14 protein-coding genes are annotated in these 18,054 nt (G+C 61.3%); 9 read left to right on the top strand and 5 right to left on the bottom strand.

Translation table 11 applies throughout. From position 1 onward, the window contains the following. Positions 1 to 55 precede the first annotated feature (55 nt). From OJHNALOF_RS13975 to OJHNALOF_RS13955, 5 genes are all read left to right on the top strand, one after another. Positions 56 to 772, top strand: coding sequence for a response regulator (locus tag OJHNALOF_RS13975; protein ID WP_165662398.1), 717 nt, complete (start codon positions 56 to 58; stop codon positions 770 to 772). Next, complete coding sequence (locus OJHNALOF_RS13970) at positions 763 to 1,512, top strand: ABC transporter substrate-binding protein (RefSeq protein ID WP_240919733.1); 750 nt, start codon at positions 763 to 765, stop codon at positions 1,510 to 1,512. The genes OJHNALOF_RS13975 and OJHNALOF_RS13970 overlap by 10 nt, the downstream gene beginning before the upstream one ends. A 1-nt stretch (position 1,513) precedes the next feature. Beyond that, a complete protein-coding gene (locus OJHNALOF_RS13965) occupies positions 1,514 to 3,778 on the top strand; it encodes an ATP-binding protein (protein WP_165662397.1) in 2,265 nt (754 codons plus the stop codon). Positions 3,779 to 3,901: 123 nt separating this feature from the next. Further along, entirely contained in the window at positions 3,902 to 5,377 is a 1,476-nt protein-coding gene (gene nhaC, locus OJHNALOF_RS13960) for a Na+/H+ antiporter NhaC (RefSeq protein ID WP_094198993.1), read from the top strand. Positions 5,378 to 5,532: 155 nt separating this feature from the next. Further along, the gene (locus OJHNALOF_RS13955) at positions 5,533 to 6,402 is read left to right on the top strand and encodes a DMT family transporter (RefSeq protein WP_165662396.1); all 870 of its coding nucleotides are present in this window, start codon (positions 5,533 to 5,535) and stop codon (positions 6,400 to 6,402) included. Between the two features lie 56 nt (positions 6,403 to 6,458). On the opposite strand, the gene OJHNALOF_RS13950 is transcribed toward OJHNALOF_RS13955, so the two are convergent. The 5 genes from OJHNALOF_RS13950 to OJHNALOF_RS13930 all read right to left on the bottom strand — a co-directional run bounded on the left by OJHNALOF_RS13950 (position 6,459) and on the right by OJHNALOF_RS13930 (position 12,803). Continuing rightward, positions 6,459 to 7,568, bottom strand: coding sequence for a hybrid-cluster NAD(P)-dependent oxidoreductase (locus OJHNALOF_RS13950; protein WP_165662395.1), 1,110 nt, complete (start codon positions 7,566 to 7,568; stop codon positions 6,459 to 6,461). Between the two features lie 59 nt (positions 7,569 to 7,627). Then, entirely contained in the window at positions 7,628 to 8,974 is a 1,347-nt protein-coding gene (locus OJHNALOF_RS13945) for an FAD-binding oxidoreductase (protein WP_165662394.1), read from the bottom strand. Positions 8,975 to 9,041: 67 nt separating this feature from the next. Then, a complete protein-coding gene (locus OJHNALOF_RS13940) occupies positions 9,042 to 10,535 on the bottom strand; it encodes an aldehyde dehydrogenase (RefSeq protein ID WP_165662393.1) in 1,494 nt (497 codons plus the stop codon). Between the two features lie 3 nt (positions 10,536 to 10,538). Continuing rightward, on the bottom strand, positions 10,539 to 11,444 hold the full coding sequence (dapA, locus tag OJHNALOF_RS13935; RefSeq protein ID WP_165662392.1) for a 4-hydroxy-tetrahydrodipicolinate synthase: 906 nt from the start codon (positions 11,442 to 11,444) through the stop codon (positions 10,539 to 10,541). Between the two features lie 360 nt (positions 11,445 to 11,804). After that, a complete protein-coding gene (locus tag OJHNALOF_RS13930; protein WP_165662391.1) occupies positions 11,805 to 12,803 on the bottom strand; it encodes a LysR family transcriptional regulator in 999 nt (332 codons plus the stop codon). A gap of 254 nt (positions 12,804 to 13,057) precedes the next feature. On the opposite strand from OJHNALOF_RS13930, the gene OJHNALOF_RS13925 reads away from it, so the two are divergent. The 4 genes from OJHNALOF_RS13925 (at position 13,058) to proX (ending at position 17,974) form a co-directional block, all read left to right on the top strand. Continuing rightward, positions 13,058 to 14,278, top strand: coding sequence for an aromatic ring-hydroxylating dioxygenase subunit alpha (locus tag OJHNALOF_RS13925; protein ID WP_206063716.1), 1,221 nt, complete (start codon positions 13,058 to 13,060; stop codon positions 14,276 to 14,278). A 445-nt stretch (positions 14,279 to 14,723) separates the two neighbouring features. Beyond that, on the top strand, positions 14,724 to 15,914 hold the full coding sequence (gene proV, locus OJHNALOF_RS13920) for a glycine betaine/L-proline ABC transporter ATP-binding protein ProV (RefSeq protein ID WP_165662390.1): 1,191 nt from the start codon (positions 14,724 to 14,726) through the stop codon (positions 15,912 to 15,914). A 40-nt stretch (positions 15,915 to 15,954) separates the two neighbouring features. Then, positions 15,955 to 16,914, top strand: a complete 960-nt coding sequence (proW, locus tag OJHNALOF_RS13915; protein ID WP_165662389.1) for a glycine betaine/L-proline ABC transporter permease ProW — start codon at positions 15,955 to 15,957, stop codon at positions 16,912 to 16,914. A 43-nt stretch (positions 16,915 to 16,957) separates the two neighbouring features. Further along, complete coding sequence (gene proX, locus OJHNALOF_RS13910) at positions 16,958 to 17,974, top strand: glycine betaine/L-proline ABC transporter substrate-binding protein ProX (RefSeq protein ID WP_165662388.1); 1,017 nt, start codon at positions 16,958 to 16,960, stop codon at positions 17,972 to 17,974. Positions 17,975 to 18,054: the final 80 nt, after the last annotated feature.

Raw genomic sequence — 18,054 nt, 5'->3', positions numbered from 1 at the left:
GTCCGCGACGGCGGTGATAGAAGTGCCGGCTCTCAGTACACAGGAAAGGCGTGATATGGATATCAGCATTCTGATAGTGGAAGACGATGACATCACCAGAGATTGCCTGGCGGATTACTTTCGCGCGGAACAATACCGGGTACACTGCGCCGCCAGTGCCGAAGACGCCGAGCGACTGCTGCGCGATGAAGCCATCGATCTGGTGCTGCTCGACATTCGCCTGCCGGGCAAGGACGGCCTCACCCTGACCCGGGAAATTCGCACCCACGGCGACACCGGCATTATTCTGGTCACCAGCCGCCAGGACGAGATAGAACGCATCATCGGCCTGGAATGCGGTGCCGACGAGTATGTGTCCAAACCCTTTAACCCCCGCGAACTACTGGCCCGGGCCAAGAACCTGGCGCGCCGGGTGCGCGCCGCCGCGCCCCGGCAGCAAGCCACCACCGCCAACCTGCGCCGCTTTGATCAGTGGCGGGTCGACCTCGACCGCCGCCTGCTGCTCGACGACCAGGACGCCGGCACGCCCCTCACCCATGGCGAATACCAGCTGTTGTGTGCCTTTCTCAACCACGCCGGCCAGACCCTGTCCCGGGATCAGCTGCTGGATCGCATCAAGAACCGGGAATGGGCCCCCAACGACCGCACCGTGGACGTACTGGTGGGCCGGCTGCGGCGCAAGCTGGGGGACGATCCGGCCAACCCCCGGCTGATCCTGACCGTGCACGGCGCCGGTTATGTGTTTACCCCAAGGCCGGTGCCATGTTGCTGATTGGCCTGCTGCTGCTGTTGTGGGCGCCCGCCGGCCTGGCCGAGCCCCGCGTGGTGACCGCCTGTGGCCACCCGGTCTACCCCCCCCTGTCCTGGGAGCAGAACGGCGAGCTGACCGGCATCGCCCCCTACCTGGCGCGCAAGCTGCTGGGCGAGCACGGCTATCGGGTCGACATGCGGGTATTCGGCAACTGGGAGCGCTGCCAGCTGGCGGCCCGCCAGGGCAAGGTGGATTTGATTGTGTCCGCCTACAAGACGCAAGGAAGAGACCGGGACTTCGTGTTCAGCGCCCAGCCGGTGGTGGCCGATCCCGTGGTGCTGTTCACCCACTTCGGTAATGGCAGCCGCAGCCCCTGGAACCTGTCCGACAAAACCCTGGGGCTGCTGTTTGGCGACAGTTTCGGAGACGAATTCGATCATCTGGCCGCCGCCTATCCCCACGTGGAACGAGTCTCCAGCGGCGAACAGAATTTTCGCAAGCTGTCGCTCGGGCGCATCGACTACATGCCCATCGGCCTGGCCACCGGCCGGCTGCAGGCACGCAAGCTCGGCCTGACCGACAAGGTGCAACCCCTGCCCGAGCTGCTGACCCTGGAACACTACCACCTGGCCCTGCCTCGGGGCTCGGTGCTCGAACCCCTGTTGCCGGCACTGTCGGACCGGCTGGGTGCGCTGGCCAGCGATCGCTACATTCAGCGCATTACGCCCTTTTTTGAACGCCTGTATCTGGATTCCCCCTGAGATGAATGCCCTGTTGAGCCTGCTGCCCCGTTACCGCCGGCAGCACCCCTTGAGTTTTCGCCTGTTTCTGCTGGTCATCGTGGTCAGCCTGGGTTTTACCCTGGCGTCCACCGCCGTGCAGCTGTGGCTGGATCACCGCAAAATCAACCGGGAAATGGATGAGCGCCTGCTGCTGATCGAACACAGCTACCTCGACAGCCTGTCGCGCAGCCTGTGGGATCTGAACCTGCCCCAGGCCAGATTGCAGCTGGAAAGCATGCTCGACATGCCCCACATGGCCAGTCTTACCGTCACCGGTGATGGCCTGGCGGCGCCGCTGACCCTGAGCAAGGGGCCGGAACGGGACGGGGTCAACCGGCACGGCTTTGATCTCGTCTATCCCAGCCCCGCCCTGGGGCCACAACAGGTAGGCCGGCTGGAAGTGGCCTTCAGCCGGCAAAGCATTCGCCATCAGCTGATGAGCCGTGCCCGCAGCATTCTGCTGGGCCAGTCGCTGACGGTGCTGCTGATTGCACTCAGCCTGATGCTGGTGTTTCAACGCCGGGTCACCCGCCACCTTGAACGCATGGCCCGCAATGTGGCGCAGATTGGGGAAGGCCACCCCGACACCGCCCCGCTCAATCTGGCCCGCCCCCCCAATACCGTGCCCGACGAACTCGACACCCTGGTGGGCGCCATCAACACCATGCGCCGGGCGGTGGAACGCCGCCAGAGCGAATTGCAGCACGACAAGGCCAAGCTCGAGGCCCTGGTCGACCGGCGCACCCAGCACCTGCGCCAGGCCAAGGAAGAGGCGGAAGCCGCCGACAGCGCCAAGGCACGCTTTATCGCCAACATGACCCACGAGCTGCGCACCCCCATGAACGGTATTCTGGGCACCCTGACCCTGCTGCGGCCGTCGCTGGAAAACCGCCAGGAAAAGGGGCTGCTCGACACCCTGCAACACTCCGCCGATCACCTGCTGATGCTGCTCAACGACGTGCTCGATTACGCCGCCCTGGAGCAGGGGCCGCTGCCGGAAGAGCCGGCGCCCTTTGCCCTGAGTGAACTGCTGGAAAGCACCCTGGCCATGATGCAGGGCTATGCCGGCGCCAAGCAGATACGGCTGCGGCTCAATACTCCCGACACCCTGCCCTGGCTGTCGGGTCACGCCAGCCGAGTGCGTCAGGTGCTGATCAACCTGCTGTCCAACGCCATCAAGTTCACCCACGAGGGCGGCCAGGTACGACTGGCGGTGCGCCCGGTCGGCGGCGGCTGGCAGTTTGTGGTGGAAGACAACGGCATCGGCATTGCCGCCGAACAGCAGGACCGTATTTTCGACCGCTTTACCCAGGCCGACGAGAGCATCAGTCGGCGCTTTGGCGGCACCGGCCTCGGGCTGGCCATTTCCCGCCGGCTGATCGAGGCCATGGGCGGCACCCTGACCCTGGAAAGCAGCCCCGGCCAGGGCAGCCGTTTTGCCTTCAGCCTGCCGTTGCCCTCGGTACAGGCTCCGGCCAAAACCCCACAAACCGAACTCACCGCCCTGCCCAGCCTCAGCCTGCTGCTGGTGGAAGACGTCGCCATTAACCGGGGCATTCTCACCGCCCTGCTGGAGCAGCACAACCATGTGGTAAGCCAGGCCGAAAGCGGCGAGCAGGCGCTGGAGGTATCCCGCCAGCAGGCCTTTGACATTATTCTGATGGACATGCACCTGCCGGGCATGGACGGCCTGGAAACCAGCCGCCTGCTCCGCGAGCAGCTCACCGGCCTGAACCAGGACACTCCCATTATCGCGCTGACCGCCAGCGTGACCCCGGAAGACATTCGTCGCTACCTGGATGCCGGCCTGAAGGCCGTGGTGGCCAAACCGGTACAGTGGCCCCGGCTCACTCAGGCCCTGGCTCAGGCCCTGGGCGTTCGCCTGCGCTCCGACATCAGCCTGGATCAGCCGCTGCTGCAGGAGCACCTGCGGGTGTTGGGCCGGTCCCGCCTGCGCGCCATGGCCGCCCGCTTTGCCGAGGAGTTGCCCGGCAAAATGACCGAGCTGCACCGGGCCCTGACGGACGAAGATCATGCCGAGCTGGCCCGGCTGGCCCATCGCCTGGGCGGCACCGCCGCCATGCTGGATCAGCGGCCCCTGGCCGAGGCACTGGGCGAGCTGGAGCGCGCCGCCGAGCGCCAGCAGGGGCTGTCAGCGGCCCTGCCCGACGCCCTGAAACACGCCGCCGAGCAGGCCGGCGAGCAGCTGGCGACACTGTGCCGGCAGCTGGAATCGCAACACTGATACAAGCCGTTACAATTTTTTACAATTAACGCAATGGCCCGTTACAAACTCTCCTTAGCCTGAATGAGTCATTTTTCACGCCCCCGGCGTTGGCCGGGTGGCTTTTGGCTCAAGGAGAGAACCATGACAACACAAGCCCCCCAAAAGCCCGGCTTCTGGCTGGCCTGCCTGCCCATCGCCCTTACCTTTGTGGTGCTGGGTGTGCAGCTGTTTTATTTCGGCAATTTCACCCCCCACGTGCCCCTGGCCATGGGCGTGGCCATTACCGCGCTGATCGGTTGGCTGCGCGGCTATCGCTGGCACGACATGGAAGACGGCATCATGCACGTGGTGCGTCTCGGCCTGCAGTCGGTCGGCATACTGATCATCGTGGGCATGATCGTCGGTATCTGGATCGCCAGCGGCACCGTACCCTACCTCATCAAGCTGGGCCTCAGCCTGATCTCCCCGGAACTGTTCCTGGCCGCCTGTGTGCTGATCTGTGCCGTGGTATCGGTGTCGCTCGGTACCTCCTGGGGCACCACGGGCACCGTGGGCCTGGCGCTGATGGGCATCGGCAACGGCTTTGACATTCCCATGTACTGGACCGCCGGTGCCGTAGTGTCGGGCGCCTTCTTCGGCGACAAGATGTCACCGCTGTCGGACACCACCAACCTGGCCCCGGCGGTGACCGGTGTGGACCTGTTCGACCATATTCGCAACATGCTGCCCACCACGGTGCCCGCCATGCTGATTGCCCTGGGCATTTACCTGGTGGCAGGCTTTTCCTTTATCGGCGATCAGGCGGTGGACTTCGCCCGTATCGACGGCATCATCGCCGGCCTGGATCGGCACTTTGAGCTGTCCTGGACCCTGCTGCTGCCGCTGGTGGTTACCATTGGCCTGGCACTGAAAAAGATGCCGGCCCTGCCCACCCTGTTTGCCGGTGCCCTGCTGGGCCTGGCCACCGCCATGCTGACCCAGGGAGTGGGACTGCAACAGGCCTTTGAATTCATGTTCAGCGGCTATCAGATAGACACCGGCGTACGTGAAATTGACGCCCTGCTCAACCGCGGCGGCATTCAGAGCATGACCTGGGTGATCACCCTGATGCTGGTGGCGCTGGCCTTCGGCGGCGTGCTGGAGCGCACCGGCTGCCTGACGGTGATCGTGGAGAAGATTCTCGGCCGGGCCAAAAGCTTTGGCGCCATGCAGGGCTCCGCCATCGCCACCTCGGCCATGACCAATGTGGTGGGCGGCGACCCTTACCTGTCCATCGCCCTGCCCGGACGCATGTATGCCCCCGCCTACAAGGCCAAGGGCTACTCGCCGCTCAACCTGTCCCGCGCCTGTGAAGAAGGCGGCACCCTGATCTCGCCGCTCATTCCCTGGAACGCCGGCGGCGCCGTGGTGATCACCGCACTGGGGCTGGGCATTGCCGAAGGCCACACCGAGAACCTGCTGTACATTCCCCTGGCCTTTGCCTGCTGGCTGTCGCCGCTGATCGGCATGGCCTATGGTTACCTGGGCTGGTTCTCGCCCAGGGCCACGGCTGCGGAACAGGAGCAATGGCAGCGGGAAGAGGCCGGGCTTGCCCCCGAGCCGGTCGCGGTGAAATAAGTCCACTGCTGATTTGAATACAAACGGGCCGTCAGGCCCGTTTTTTGTGCCCGCCCTTTTCGGGTCGTTTCCGTCGCCTTTTCGGCCGCTTTCAGCACAGTCCGGCAGCGAAAAAGTGGCCATGCTGGCCATTATTCATTCGCCTGGATACCGTTATGAGTCCTTACCACAAAGGTGTGCTGTTGACCCTGGCCGGGGTGGCCGTGCTCAGCCTGGATGCCCTGCTGATTCGCCTGATAAGCGCCGATCACTGGACCTTGCTGTTCTGGCGCGGGCTGCTGCTCAGCCTGTGCATCGGCACCGCCTGCTTGTGTCGGCGGCATCGTTACCGTCCCAGCCGCCGGCTGTTCGGCCTGGGACTGGGCTCGGCCCTGTTTTATGCCATTTGCACCATCACCTTTGTGATCTCGATTCGGCTCACCAGCGTGGCCAACACCCTGATCATTCTGAGCGCCGCGCCGTTGATTGGCGCCCTGCTCAGCCGCTTTGTGTTGCAGGAAAGCGTGTCCGGGCGTACCTGGCTGGCCATAGGGTTGTGCATCGGCGGGCTGGCGCTGGTGTTTTCCGGCAGCCGGGATCAGGGCCACCTGCTCGGTGATCTCACCGCCCTGCTGTGCGCCGCCAGCATGGCCGCCAAGTTCGTGGTGGAGCGGGCCGCCAGCCCCGCCGACATGACCCCGGCGCTGGTGCCCGCCGGCCTGTTGGTAAGCCTGTTTGCCCTGTTCCAGACCCCGACGCTGGTGATGCCGGCCCAGGACATGCTGTGGATGGCCCTGCTCGGCCTGGGCGTGGTGCCCTTGGCCTATGCCCTGATCACCCAAGGGCCGCGCTACCTGCCGGCGGCGGAGGTGAGCCTGCTGATGCTGCTGGAAATGATTCTCGGACCGCTGTGGGTCTGGCTGGTACTGGCGGAAGCGCCCGGCGAGCAGGCCTGGATGGGCGGCCTGGTGGTGGTGATGGCGCTGCTGCTGCAACGCCTGCCGGCGCCGCGGCGCCGGCAATCGAGCCCGCTGTTCGCCAAATAACAAAAAGGCCCCGGCGTGCTGCCGGGGCCAGGTGGGGCGGAACTTATGGTCTCGACTTAATAGTCCACTTCCATCGCGCTTGCCACCCGCGTGCAGCAGGACAGCACATAACCTTCCTGCTCTTCTTCCTCGGTAATGCCGCCGTTATGCTCCATGTGGTATTTGCCACTGACCTTGACCCTGCAGGCGCCACAAATGCCCATGCCACAGGCCTTGGGAATGGTCACCCCGGCGGCCAGGGCCGCCTCGTTGAGGTTGGTGCCCACTATTACCTCGGTGCTGACACCGGACTCGGCAAAGCTGACCGACACCGTCTCCAGCTGCTCCAGCTCGGCTTCCAGAATCTCGGCTTCGTCGGCATGCACCTCGGCCTGCCGAATATCCTCAACGGGCGTCGCGCCAAAGGACTCTTCGTGATAGCGGCGCATGTCAAAGCCGGCCTCTTCCAGCAGGGCACGAATGGCGCGCATATAGGGCGTGGGGCCGCAGCAGAACACTTCACGCTCCAGAAAGTCGGGGGCAATAAGCTCCAGCATGTGCCGGTTCAGGTAGCCACGGTACCCGCTCCAGCCCTGCCCCACCTCCATGCGTTCACAAATCAGGTGCAGCTTGAAGTTGTCGATGCGGGAAGACATGTACTCCAGCTCCTGGCTGTAGATCACGTCTCTGGGGGTGCGGGCGCTGTGCGCAAACACCATGTCGACCTCGGAGTCGGTATTGAACCACCAGCGCGCCATCGACATCACCGGGGTAATGCCCACGCCGCCGGACAGCAGCAGCACCTTGTCGGCCGGGTAGTCCAGGCAGTTGAACTGCCCGACCGGACCATGCACCGCCAGCTGATCGCCGGAGCGCAGGTTGTCGTGCAGCCAGTTCGACACCACGCCACCGGGCACCCGCTTCACCGTGATGGAAAAACTGTAGGGAATGGAGGGCGCGCTGGAGATGGTGTAGGAGCGCATCACCCGCTCGCCATTGATTTCCAGCTCCAGGGTCACAAACTGGCCGGGTTTGAAGAAAAACAGCACCGGCTGGCCCATGCCAAAGGTAAAGGTGCAGACGTCATGGGTTTCCTGAATCACCTTGACGCAGCGGACCAGGTGGCGACCATTGTCCCAGGTCTGGGTATTCACCGGGTTCAGAAACTCAGCAGTGTTGATACTCATTGCATACTCCTTGTTTATTCCTGCTCACTGCCTGCCCGGCAATCATGGGGCCATGGCAATTACAATTCGATACCCGCCAGCCATTCCTTCCAGCGCATGGTCAGGTTGGCGCCCACCGACAAGAAAGGCTCGGGCGGCAACCGCCGGGGGGCCTCGTAGCCCATAAATTCGTCCAGTAGTACAGAGTGCTGCCCCAGCGCCAGATCCACCGCCATCATACCCGAAAGCGTCCCTTTCACCGTACCCAGACCGTTCTGGCAGGCGGCGGAATATACCCGCGACTCCAGCTCACCAAAGGCCGGCACCGAATTCCAGGACAGGCACAGCCGGCCCCCCCAGCGGTGCTCCATCGGCACCCCGTCGAGCATGGGAAAACGCACGGCAAAGGCACGGTCGTGGGCCTTGAACACATCCCTGAGCTGGCGCTCGGAAATTTCCATCGACTGGTTCAGGGTAAAGCGGTTGCGCACCGTCACCCGATCGCCGCTGCCCATCAGATCGGAAACCCGGCGCACCGTGGTGCCCATGGGATCGGCCGGCAGCACGCCCCAGTCCGGTGTCCCGCCCAGCCGGGCCGCTTCGCCGGCAGACAGGGCCCGGCTCATGGAGGCATAGGTAAACACGTGCAGCAACTGACGCGGATAAAAACCGAACGACTGAATATGGCCGTTCACCGCCAGGATCACATGGCGGGCGCGCACTCGGCCCTGGGGCGTGTGCAGCACATGCTCGTCGCCCAGATCCATTTTTACCACCGGGCTCTGCTCATAAATGGCCACCCGCTCGGCCAGGCCCTCGGCCGCCATGCGAATAAAGGCGGCCGGCTGAATCATCACCGCACCCGGGGTATAAAGCCCTTTCTGGTAAAAGTCGATGCCGGTGTGCGCCTTCATCTCGCCGGCATCAAGCAGGCGGTACTGCTCGCCCAGCCCTTCCAGGTGGCGGGCATAGCTGTCGATATGCTGCGCGCCCTTGGTGGTGGCGGCACCGGTGAGCTTGCCGCAGGGGTCAAAGACCCGCTCGGGCATGCCGAATTCCTGCGCCATGCCCCGGGCGAAGTCGATGGCCGCCCGATTCAGCCGAATTTGACGCACATCGGCCTCGGCCGCGCCGGCGTAGGTTTCCGAGTTCAGCTCATGGGGCAGATCTATCATAAAGCCGCTGTTGCGCCCCGCCGGCCCATGGGCCAGCCTGCCGGCCTCCAGCAACACCACGCGCTCGTTGCCCACCTGCTGGCTCAGGCGCCGGGCCGCGGCCATGCCCGCAAAACCGCCCCCCACGACCACCCAGTCGGCCCGAATATCCTCGGTCAGCTCGGGATGGGTGCGCGCGGGCGGAAGAATACTGTTCCAGCCGGCCGGCCCGGTATCCCTGGGCAGGCGGCGGACATTGATGGTTTTGGTCATTCTCCGATTCCTCTCGAAGAAAAGTACGTCAGGACAAGCCCGGCGCCGTGCGCCGGGCGTTATCGGCTTAGTCGTTCAGATCAAGCCAGATGGTTTTCAGCTGGGTGTACTGATCGTGGGCATGAACGGAGTTGTCACGGCCGCCAAAGCCGGATTGCTTGTAGCCGCCAAAGGGCGTGGTGGCATCTCCCTCACCGAAGCAGTTCACGGTAACGGTACCGGCGCGGACCGCCCGGGCCGCCCGCAGCGCCTTTTTGGCATTGCCGGTGAATACCGAGGCCGCCAGGCCGTAGTCGGTATCATTGGCAACCGCGATGGCCTCCTCGACGCTGGACACGGTGATCACCACCAGTATCGGGCCGAAGATTTCTTCCCGTGCCAGCAGGTCGCCGTTCTTCACGCCGTCGAAAATGGTGGGGGGCACGCAGTTGCCTTCCATCGGCTCACCGCCCAGCAACACGGTATGACCGTCCTGCTTGCCCCGGTGCAGATAGCTCACCACCTTGTCGAAATGCCCCTTGTCGACCAGGGCGCCCAGCTTGTTGGCCGGATCCAGCGGGTCGCCGGTGCGCCACTCGCGGGTCTTGGCGCAAACACGCTCGAGCAGGGCATCCTTGATGCTTTCATGAACGATAAGCCGTGAACCGGCAGAGCAGTTTTCGCCCATGTTCCAAAAGGCGGCGGCCACCACATGGTCGGCCACGCTGTCCAGGTTTTCGGCATCGTCCAGCACGATGCAGGGGTTCTTGCCGCCGCATTCCAGCACCACTTCCTTGAGGTTGGACTCGGCGGCATAGTTCAGGAACAGGCGGCCGGTCTCGGTGGAGCCGGTAAAGGTCACCATGTCCACATCGGCGTGGCGGCCAATGGCGGCCCCGACCACGGAGCCGCGGCCGGTGACCACGTTAAGCACACCGGCGGGCAGGCCGGCTTCGTGCGCCAGCTCGGCTACCCGCAGCGTGGTCAGTGACGTCTGCATGGCGGGCTTGAGCACCACGGTGCAGCCGGCCGCCAGCGCCGGGCCCAGTTTCCAGCCCAGCATCAGCAGCGGAAAGTTCCAGGGCAGCACCGCGCCCACCACACCGATGGGCTCGCGCACCACCATGGCCACGGCATCCGACCCGACGGGCGCGGTCTGATCGTAAATCTTGTCGACCGACTCGGCGTGCCAGCGAATAAAGTGAATGGTTTCGGGCACGTCGACCGTCTCGCACTCGGCGATCGGCTTGCCGGAGTCCAGGCTTTCCAGCACCGCCAGTTCAAGGCTGTGCTGCTCCATCAGATCGGCCAGCTTCAGCAATACCGCCTTGCGCTCGTTGGGGTGCAGCTCGCTCCAGCGGCCATCATCAAAGGCGTCACGAGCGGCCTGCACTGCCAGATCCACGTCTTCGGTGCCGCAGGCGGCGATCTCGGCCAGGACTTCGCCGGTGGCCGGATTGATGGTCGGCAGGGTCTCACCGGACAGGGCCGGACGAAAACGACCGCCGATAAAGCTCTCGGTGGGGAATTGCAGCTCGGCCGCAAAGGCGTGGTACTGTTCCCGGGTCAGCAGTTCGCTCATGATTTATTCTCCCTTCTCGATGCCGGCGATGGTCGCCTTCAGGGTGCCGATAACCTGTTGCAGCTGCTGCTTCTCGTCCTCTTCCAGGCCCAGCAGGGGCTTGCGGGTCGCGCCGGCAAACTGGCCCGACAGGGTCACGCCGTGCTTGACACACTGAATGAACTTGCCACCCTGTTCCAGCACGCTCATCAGCGGCATCATGGCAGCCATGATGCGGCGGCCCTTGTCAAAGTCCCCTTCCACCACACAGGCGTTGTAGAGGGCCACGTGCTCCTCGGGCAGGAAGTTGGAGCCGGCGCACACCCAGCTTTTCGCACCCCAGGCAAAGAATTCCAGGGCCTGATCGTCCATGCCGCAAGACAGCTGAATGTTGGAATCCGCATTGGCCAGCAGGTGCAGGCGATTGATGTCGCCGGAGCTTTCCTTGATGGCGCAGATGTTGGCCGAGCCGCTCACCCGCTCGAAAAACTCCTCACCCATGTTCACGCCCATGCGCGCCGGGTAGTTGTACAGCATAATTGGCAGGTTGGCGGCCTTGTCCACGGCCAGCACATGCTCGGCCAGCTCCCGTTCGGTGGGCAGGGAATAGGGCGGAGTGGCCACCAGAATGGCATCGGCGCCCTGCTCCACCGCCGCCTTGGCCAGGCCGATGGACTCTTCGGGGTTGATGGAGCCGGTACCAAAGATCACCGGCACCCGGCCGGCGCTGCGCTCCACGGCCACCTGCAACAGCTGGCTGCGCTCGGCAAAGGATTCCACGTAATATTCACCCGTGGTGCCGCCCACGATAATGCCGTGGACACCGGCCTCGATAAGGGTGTCAATCAGGGCGCCAAATGCCGCATAATCAATGCTGTTGTCTTCGGCAAAGGGAGTAATGACCGGGGTATATATTCCTTCAAATCGCATGGGTTTCACCTATATCCCTATGAATGGTTTTGAAAAGTTCCCGCCCGGCTATCGTATTAATATGCGAACGGGGTAGATTTCCTGGGTAACAAAATATTAACCACGACCATTCTTCAGCCACAACATACTTTTATTCAGCAGTAAACATAACCTGGTGTTATCAGGAATACGCCACCGGAAATAAAACGAAAACCGAAAAACAAAAAAGCCTGCATAAGGCAGGCTTCAGGAATGATTTATTAACGGTGGTGTTCTATTGTCATTAAAACCCGGGACCGAAACCATGCATATAACAAAGGCGCCCTCAGGACGAATAATATTTTTTAAACACAAACAATAACCATGGGTTATTGTTTGTCATCACTTTACTTGTTCTTCGCCACCGGCAGTCAGCGAGATCCGCTCATCATTCATGCAGCCGAGCAGCCAGTCGCGAAAACGGCACAATATGTCGTTGTCGGCGCGGCTTTCGAGGTAGGTCAGGAAGTGGCACTTTTCCCGAAAGATGACCTCCTGCTCCACCGGCCGCACCAGCAGCCCTTCTTCCACCAATGGCGCCACCAGGTGATGCCAGCCCAGGGACACGCCCTGGTGATTCAGCACCATCTGGATCAACATATTGTAGTCGTTGGCATTGAACAGGTGCTTGTCGCCGGGGGAGCGCTTTTCCAGGTTGATATTGAAAAAGGAAAACCACACATTCCAGTCCACGTGCTCCGCCACCTGGGCCCTGCCGTAGGGGCTCAGATTGAGCAATACGGTCTCTCGCAGACCTTCCAGGGTGGCAATGGCCGGGTTGTTTTGTAAATAGGCCGGGGTGCAGACCGGGTAGATCAGATCATGAAACAGCGGAATGGAATGATAGCCATCCCGCGGATCGGACACCTTGTTGATAAAGAGATCCGGGCGTACACCGGGCTCCATCTGCAGGAAGTTGCCTGTGGTCACCACATTGATGTCGATGTCCGGGTTGCCGGCAAAAAAGTCGGGCAGGCGCCGTGACAGCCACAGCCCGGAAAAGGCCGGTGAACAACAGATGGTAAGGGCCGATTTGCCGCTTTGGGTGCTTTGAATGCGCTCGGCGGCCTGGGCAATGTTCACGAAAGACAGATAGGCCGCATCATAAAGAATGGTGCCGGCTTCCGTCAGCTCCACGGTGCGGCCGGTTCGCTTGAACAGCTCCACCCCCAGGTGGGTTTCCAGTTCACGGATCTGGCGGCTGATCGCCGCCTGGGTCACGCAGAGCGCTTCCGCCGCCCGCGTAAAACTCAGGTGCTTGGCCGCTGCCACAAAGGATCTGACCGCCGTCAGCGACGGCATTCTGACCAGTATTTTGTCCGGTTCTACAAGCTTAACCATAATATTTTGTTGTTAATTGCCCTGATTAAAAGTCGCTTTACCCGATTGTAAGCCACTTGTAAATTCCATTTGAACACTAGGCATCCCTGATGAAAGTGCGGGAAATACCGCTCACTGCTCCCTCTCAGGTGACACAATATGGCCGCCGTCCGAGCACCGCAGTCTACACCCAGGGGCCCGCTTCACAAGTGTAGTCATGCAATAACGGGTGCCGCCGCACACTAACAAGGAGTTAGGTCCCAATGGAAGTCAAGATGATGACAAATCAGCAAAAAACCCTGGATCTCGTCGAGCAGCGCAAGCCACGTCACAGCCTCAGTCGAGCGCTCTACCACGATGCGGATGTATTCCAGCAGGATCTGGAACAAATCTGGCACAAGGAATGGATCTTTGCGGGCCATACCTTTGAGATTCCGAAGGCGGGCAATTACCTGACCCTGAAAATTGGCAACTATCCCGTGGTGGTGGTGCGTGACAACGGCGGTGAGGTGCGGGCATTTCACAACAGCTGCCGTCACCGGGGCTCACGTCTGTGCACCGAGGCCAAGGGCAAGGTGGCCAAACTGGTTTGTCCCTATCACCGCTGGACCTATGATCTGGACGGCAAGCTCCGCTTTGCCGCCAATATGGGCGATCAGTTCAACCCCGACGATCACGGCCTGATGCCGGTGCACTGTGAGCTGGTCAACAGCTACATCTACGTCTGCGTGGCCGACCAGGCGCCGGACTTCGCCGCCTTTCGCCGGGATGTGTCTCCCTTTATCGCTCCTCATAACCTGGAAGACTGCAAGGTAGCCTTTGAATCAAACCTGATTGAAAAAGGCAACTGGAAGCTGGTGTTTGAGAACAACCGGGAGTGCTATCACTGCGAAGGCTGCCACCCCGAGCTGCTCAACTCCTTCCTTGAAAACATGTCGGTCGCCGGTGTGGGCGGCAACGACGATCCCGAGCTGGTCGCCTTTTGGGATCGCTGTGAGGCGGCGGGCCTGCCCAGCCGCCTGCTGATGGATCCCGATGGCCAGTACCGCATGACACGTATTCCGCTGTTCAAGAACGCGGTCAGCTATACCATGAATGGCCAGCCCGCGGTCAAAGGCCGGCTGGACAAGACCGACGAACAGAACATCGGCGCCCTGTTGTATTTCAATTACCCTTCCACCTGGAACCACTTCCTGGGAGACCATGCCCTGAGCTTCCGCATTCTTCCTCTGGGCCCAGGTGAAACCCTGGTAACCACCAAGTGGCTGGTGCACAAGGACGCTCAGGAAGGGGTCGACTACGATCTGGATAACCTGACCAAGGTGTGGCTGGCCACCAATGATCAGGATCGCCAGCTGGTGGAAGAAACCTTTCAGGGAACGGGGTCGCCCTCCTATATTCCGGGCCCCTACTCCGACATTGCCGAAAACGGTGTTTGCCAGTTCGTTGACTGGTACTGCGATACCATGAAAAAGAAACTCGGCAATACCCGCTAACACCAAATCGGTGACGTTTTAACGGACGTCACCGATTCCGGTTAACCGTAAATGCCCTTTATCAGGGCATGTATTTCACTTCGGCCGTTCGCCAATAAATACCCCCTGTTTCTCCTACCTTGTTTTATTCGTCTTTCTTCACTTCGCACCCGTGATAACCACAGGTATTTAGTCTTGTGACCACCAGCTTTATGACACTCAATATTCGCACCACTTTCGCGCATACATGCACCAAAAAAACAATAACTTCAGGTTATGTTTTTCACCAACCAAATATAGTTGGACGCTTTCATCACCAGGCCATAAATTGGTCAACGGTAAATAAATTGTTAACCCACACTCATTCAGTACGTAAATGACAGCATGAATTCTGGTATTCAACACTCACACGTTTAATGACCTGTCAGCGCAGGAAGTTTAACGGTCAGAAAGGAAGATCACTGCCATGGTTACAAGGAAGGAATCACAAGAAATCCTCTCGGTCAGCAATATCTACAAGATATTTGGCGACAAGCCCGACACTGCCATGCAAATGCTCAAGGCAGGCGCGGCAAAGGACGAAATATTTGAAAAAACCGGTCAGGCCGTGGGCGTGGTGGACGCCAGCTTCTCGGTCAACAAGGGCGAAATTTTCGTCATCATGGGCCTCTCCGGATCGGGCAAGTCCACCATGGTGCGCCTGCTCAACCGCCTGATCGAGCCCTCGGCCGGCACCATTCGCCTCAACGGCCGCAATATCACCGGCCTGTCGGATGCCGATCTGCTGCAGGTGAGACGCCGGGACATGAGCATGGTGTTTCAGTCCTTTGCGCTGATGCCCCATATGACGGTGCTGGAAAACGCGGCTTTTGGCCTGTCGGTTTCCGGGGTGAGCGAGCAGGAGCGTCATGCCCGGGCCAGCGATGCCCTGGCCCAGGTCGGCCTGGCCGAGCATGGCGCCAGCTATCCGCACCAGCTCTCGGGCGGCATGCAGCAGCGGGTGGGCCTGGCCCGAGCCCTGGCCAACGACCCTGCCATTTTGCTGATGGACGAGGCCTTTTCCGCCCTGGATCCGCTGATCCGCCATGAAATGCAGGGAGAGCTCATTCGCCTGCAGCGCGAGCAGGAACGCACCATTATCTTTATTTCCCACGATCTGGAAGAGGCCATTCGCATCGGCGATCGCATCGCCATTATGGAAGGCGGCCGGGTCATTCAAATCGGCACGCCCAAAGAGATCCTCACCCACCCCGCCAACGATTACGTGGAAACCTTTTTCAAGGGCGTCGACGTGTCCAAGGTGCTCAAGGCCGGCGACATTGCAACGCCGCATCCGGACAGACAGATTCGGGTCAATGGCAAGGTGCCGCCCTTTGCCGCCAGTGCCGACTCGCCCTTTGGTTACCTGGTGGACGAGCAGGGTGGCTTTCGCGGCGTTATCGCCACGCAGGACCATGCCGGCAAAACCCCGGATGTGCAGACCCTGCTGGCATCACGTATCGACCAGCAGCCCGGCATCTATACCGATACTCCCCTGCATGAGGTGCTGGATATCGTGGCCACCACCCCCTACCCGATGCCCGTTATCGACAGAAACGGCCGATTCCACGGCACCATATCCCGCAGCCAGCTGTTGCAGACCCTGAGCCATCGCTGATCTGAAACCGCCGCCACGCTCACAAGGAAGGAGAAAACCCATGTCAGAATTCACCCTGCTGGACCCGTTCCAATACCTGAATGTTCCCCTCGGCGAATGGGTCGAGAGTATCCTCAACTACCTGGTACAGAACTTTCGCGGCCTGTTCCGCACCATTCGCTGGCCCATCGATCAGGTGCTCAACGGCATTGAATATGTGCTGCAATCCATTCCGCCCCTCATTGGCATTGTGCTCTCTTCCCTGCTCGGCTGGCAGCTGGCGGGCAGGAAAATGGGCGTGTTCTGTGCCGTCACCCTGTTTTGCCTGGGACTTATCGGCGTCTGGTCGGAGTCGATGACCACGCTGTCACTGGTGCTGACCTCGGTGTTCTTCTGCGTGCTGCTCGGCATTCCCCTGGGCATTCTGTGTTCACGCAGTGACCGCATTGAACGCTTCATTCGCCCGGTGCTGGACGCCATGCAGACCCTGCCCGCCTTTGTGTATCTGGTGCCCGTGGTCATGCTGTTTGGCATCGGCAACGTGCCCGGCGTGCTGGTGACCATTGTCTTCGCCCTGCCGCCGCTGGTGCGCCTCACCAACCTGGGCATTCGCCAGGTGCCGGCCGACAAGGTGGAAGCCGGTCGCGCCTTTGGCTGTACACCCCGCCAGATGCTGTTTCGCATTCAACTGCCCCTGGCCACGCCCACCATCATGGCCGGCCTGAACCAGACCCTGATGCTGTCGCTGTCGATGGTGGTGATCGCCTCCATGATCTCGGTGGGTGGCCTTGGCCAGATGGTGCTGCGCGGCATCGGTCGCCTCGACATGGGCCTGGCCACCGTGGGGGGGGTGGGCCTGGTGCTGCTGGCCATCTTCCTCGACCGCCTGACCCAGGCCATGGGCAAACATGCCGAAAGCAGCAACACCCAGCGCTGGTATGAAACCGGCCCCGTTGGCTTGTGCCTGCGCCTGGTTCGCCGGCAAAAGCCTGCCGCCCGCCCTACTGAAAGCAATACCTGAACCGGTCACATCGGCCTCGTCTCAGCTCATAAGGAGTATGAAAATGCAATCAGCCATCAAGCAACTGTCACGGAAAACACTGACCGCCGGCGCCCTGCTCACCCTGTCTTTTGGCGGCGCCGTTCAGGCGGAAAGCCAGCCGGGCAAGGGTGTCTCGGTGACCCCCATCTTCCCGAGCATCGCCGAAGAACGGTTTCGGGGTGAAATCGCCATCGCCGGCCTGGAAGCGCTCGGCTACGAAGTGGAAAAACCCAAGGAAACCGAATATCCGGCCATGATGCTGGCCCTGTCTTACGGTGACGCCGACTTCAGTGTTCATCCCTGGGAGGTGCTGCACGACAGCTTCTACCAGAAGGCCGGCGGCGACGACACCATGGTGCAGGCCGGCAGTATTATTCCCGGTGTGCTGCAGGGGTACCTTATCGACAAGAAAACCGCCGACACTTACAACATTCGCTCCCTCGCGGATCTGAAAAACCCGGACATCGCCAAACTGTTCGATGCCAATGGCGACGGCAAGGCCGATCTGACCGGCTGCAACCCGGGCTGGGGCTGTGAACTGGTGATCAACCATCATATGGAAGCCTATGGTCTGGAAGAGTACGTCAATAACAACCAGGGCTCCTACTTCGCACTGATGGCCGACACCATTGCCCGCTACCAGGCCGGTCAGCCCATTCTCTATTTCACCTGGGTGCCCCAGTGGATTGCCGGCGTGCTGGTGGAAGGCAAGGACGTGGAGTGGCTGGAAGTGCCCTTTACCAGCCTGCCCGGTGGTGAAGAAGGGGTGAACACCATGCACGAGGGCAAGAACCTGGGCTTTGCCATCGACCGGGTCATGGCGGTGATGAACAAGGACTTTGCCGAAGACAACCCGGTCGCCCAGGCCTTTCTGTCACGCGTGCAAATTTCCGCCGCCGATGAAAGTGCCCAAAACCTGAAAATGCAGGACGGCGAGAAGTCGATTGAGGACATCAAGCGCCACGCCCAGGAATGGATTGCCGCCAACCGCAGCACCTTTGACGGCTGGCTGGAGCACGCTCGCGCCGTCGCCAACTGATCCACGCCGTACCGAATCACAGTCGTTGTCTTATCCCGTCACTGGGAGCAGGTGCCCGCATTCGGGCACCTTTTTTACTC

This window comes from Oceanimonas sp. MB9 (assembly GCF_011319775.1).
GTDB classification, from domain to species: Bacteria; Pseudomonadota; Gammaproteobacteria; order Enterobacterales; family Aeromonadaceae; genus Oceanimonas; species Oceanimonas doudoroffii.
The sequence above is the reverse complement of the archived record's forward strand: the minus strand, read 5'-3'. Positions and strand labels throughout refer to the sequence as shown.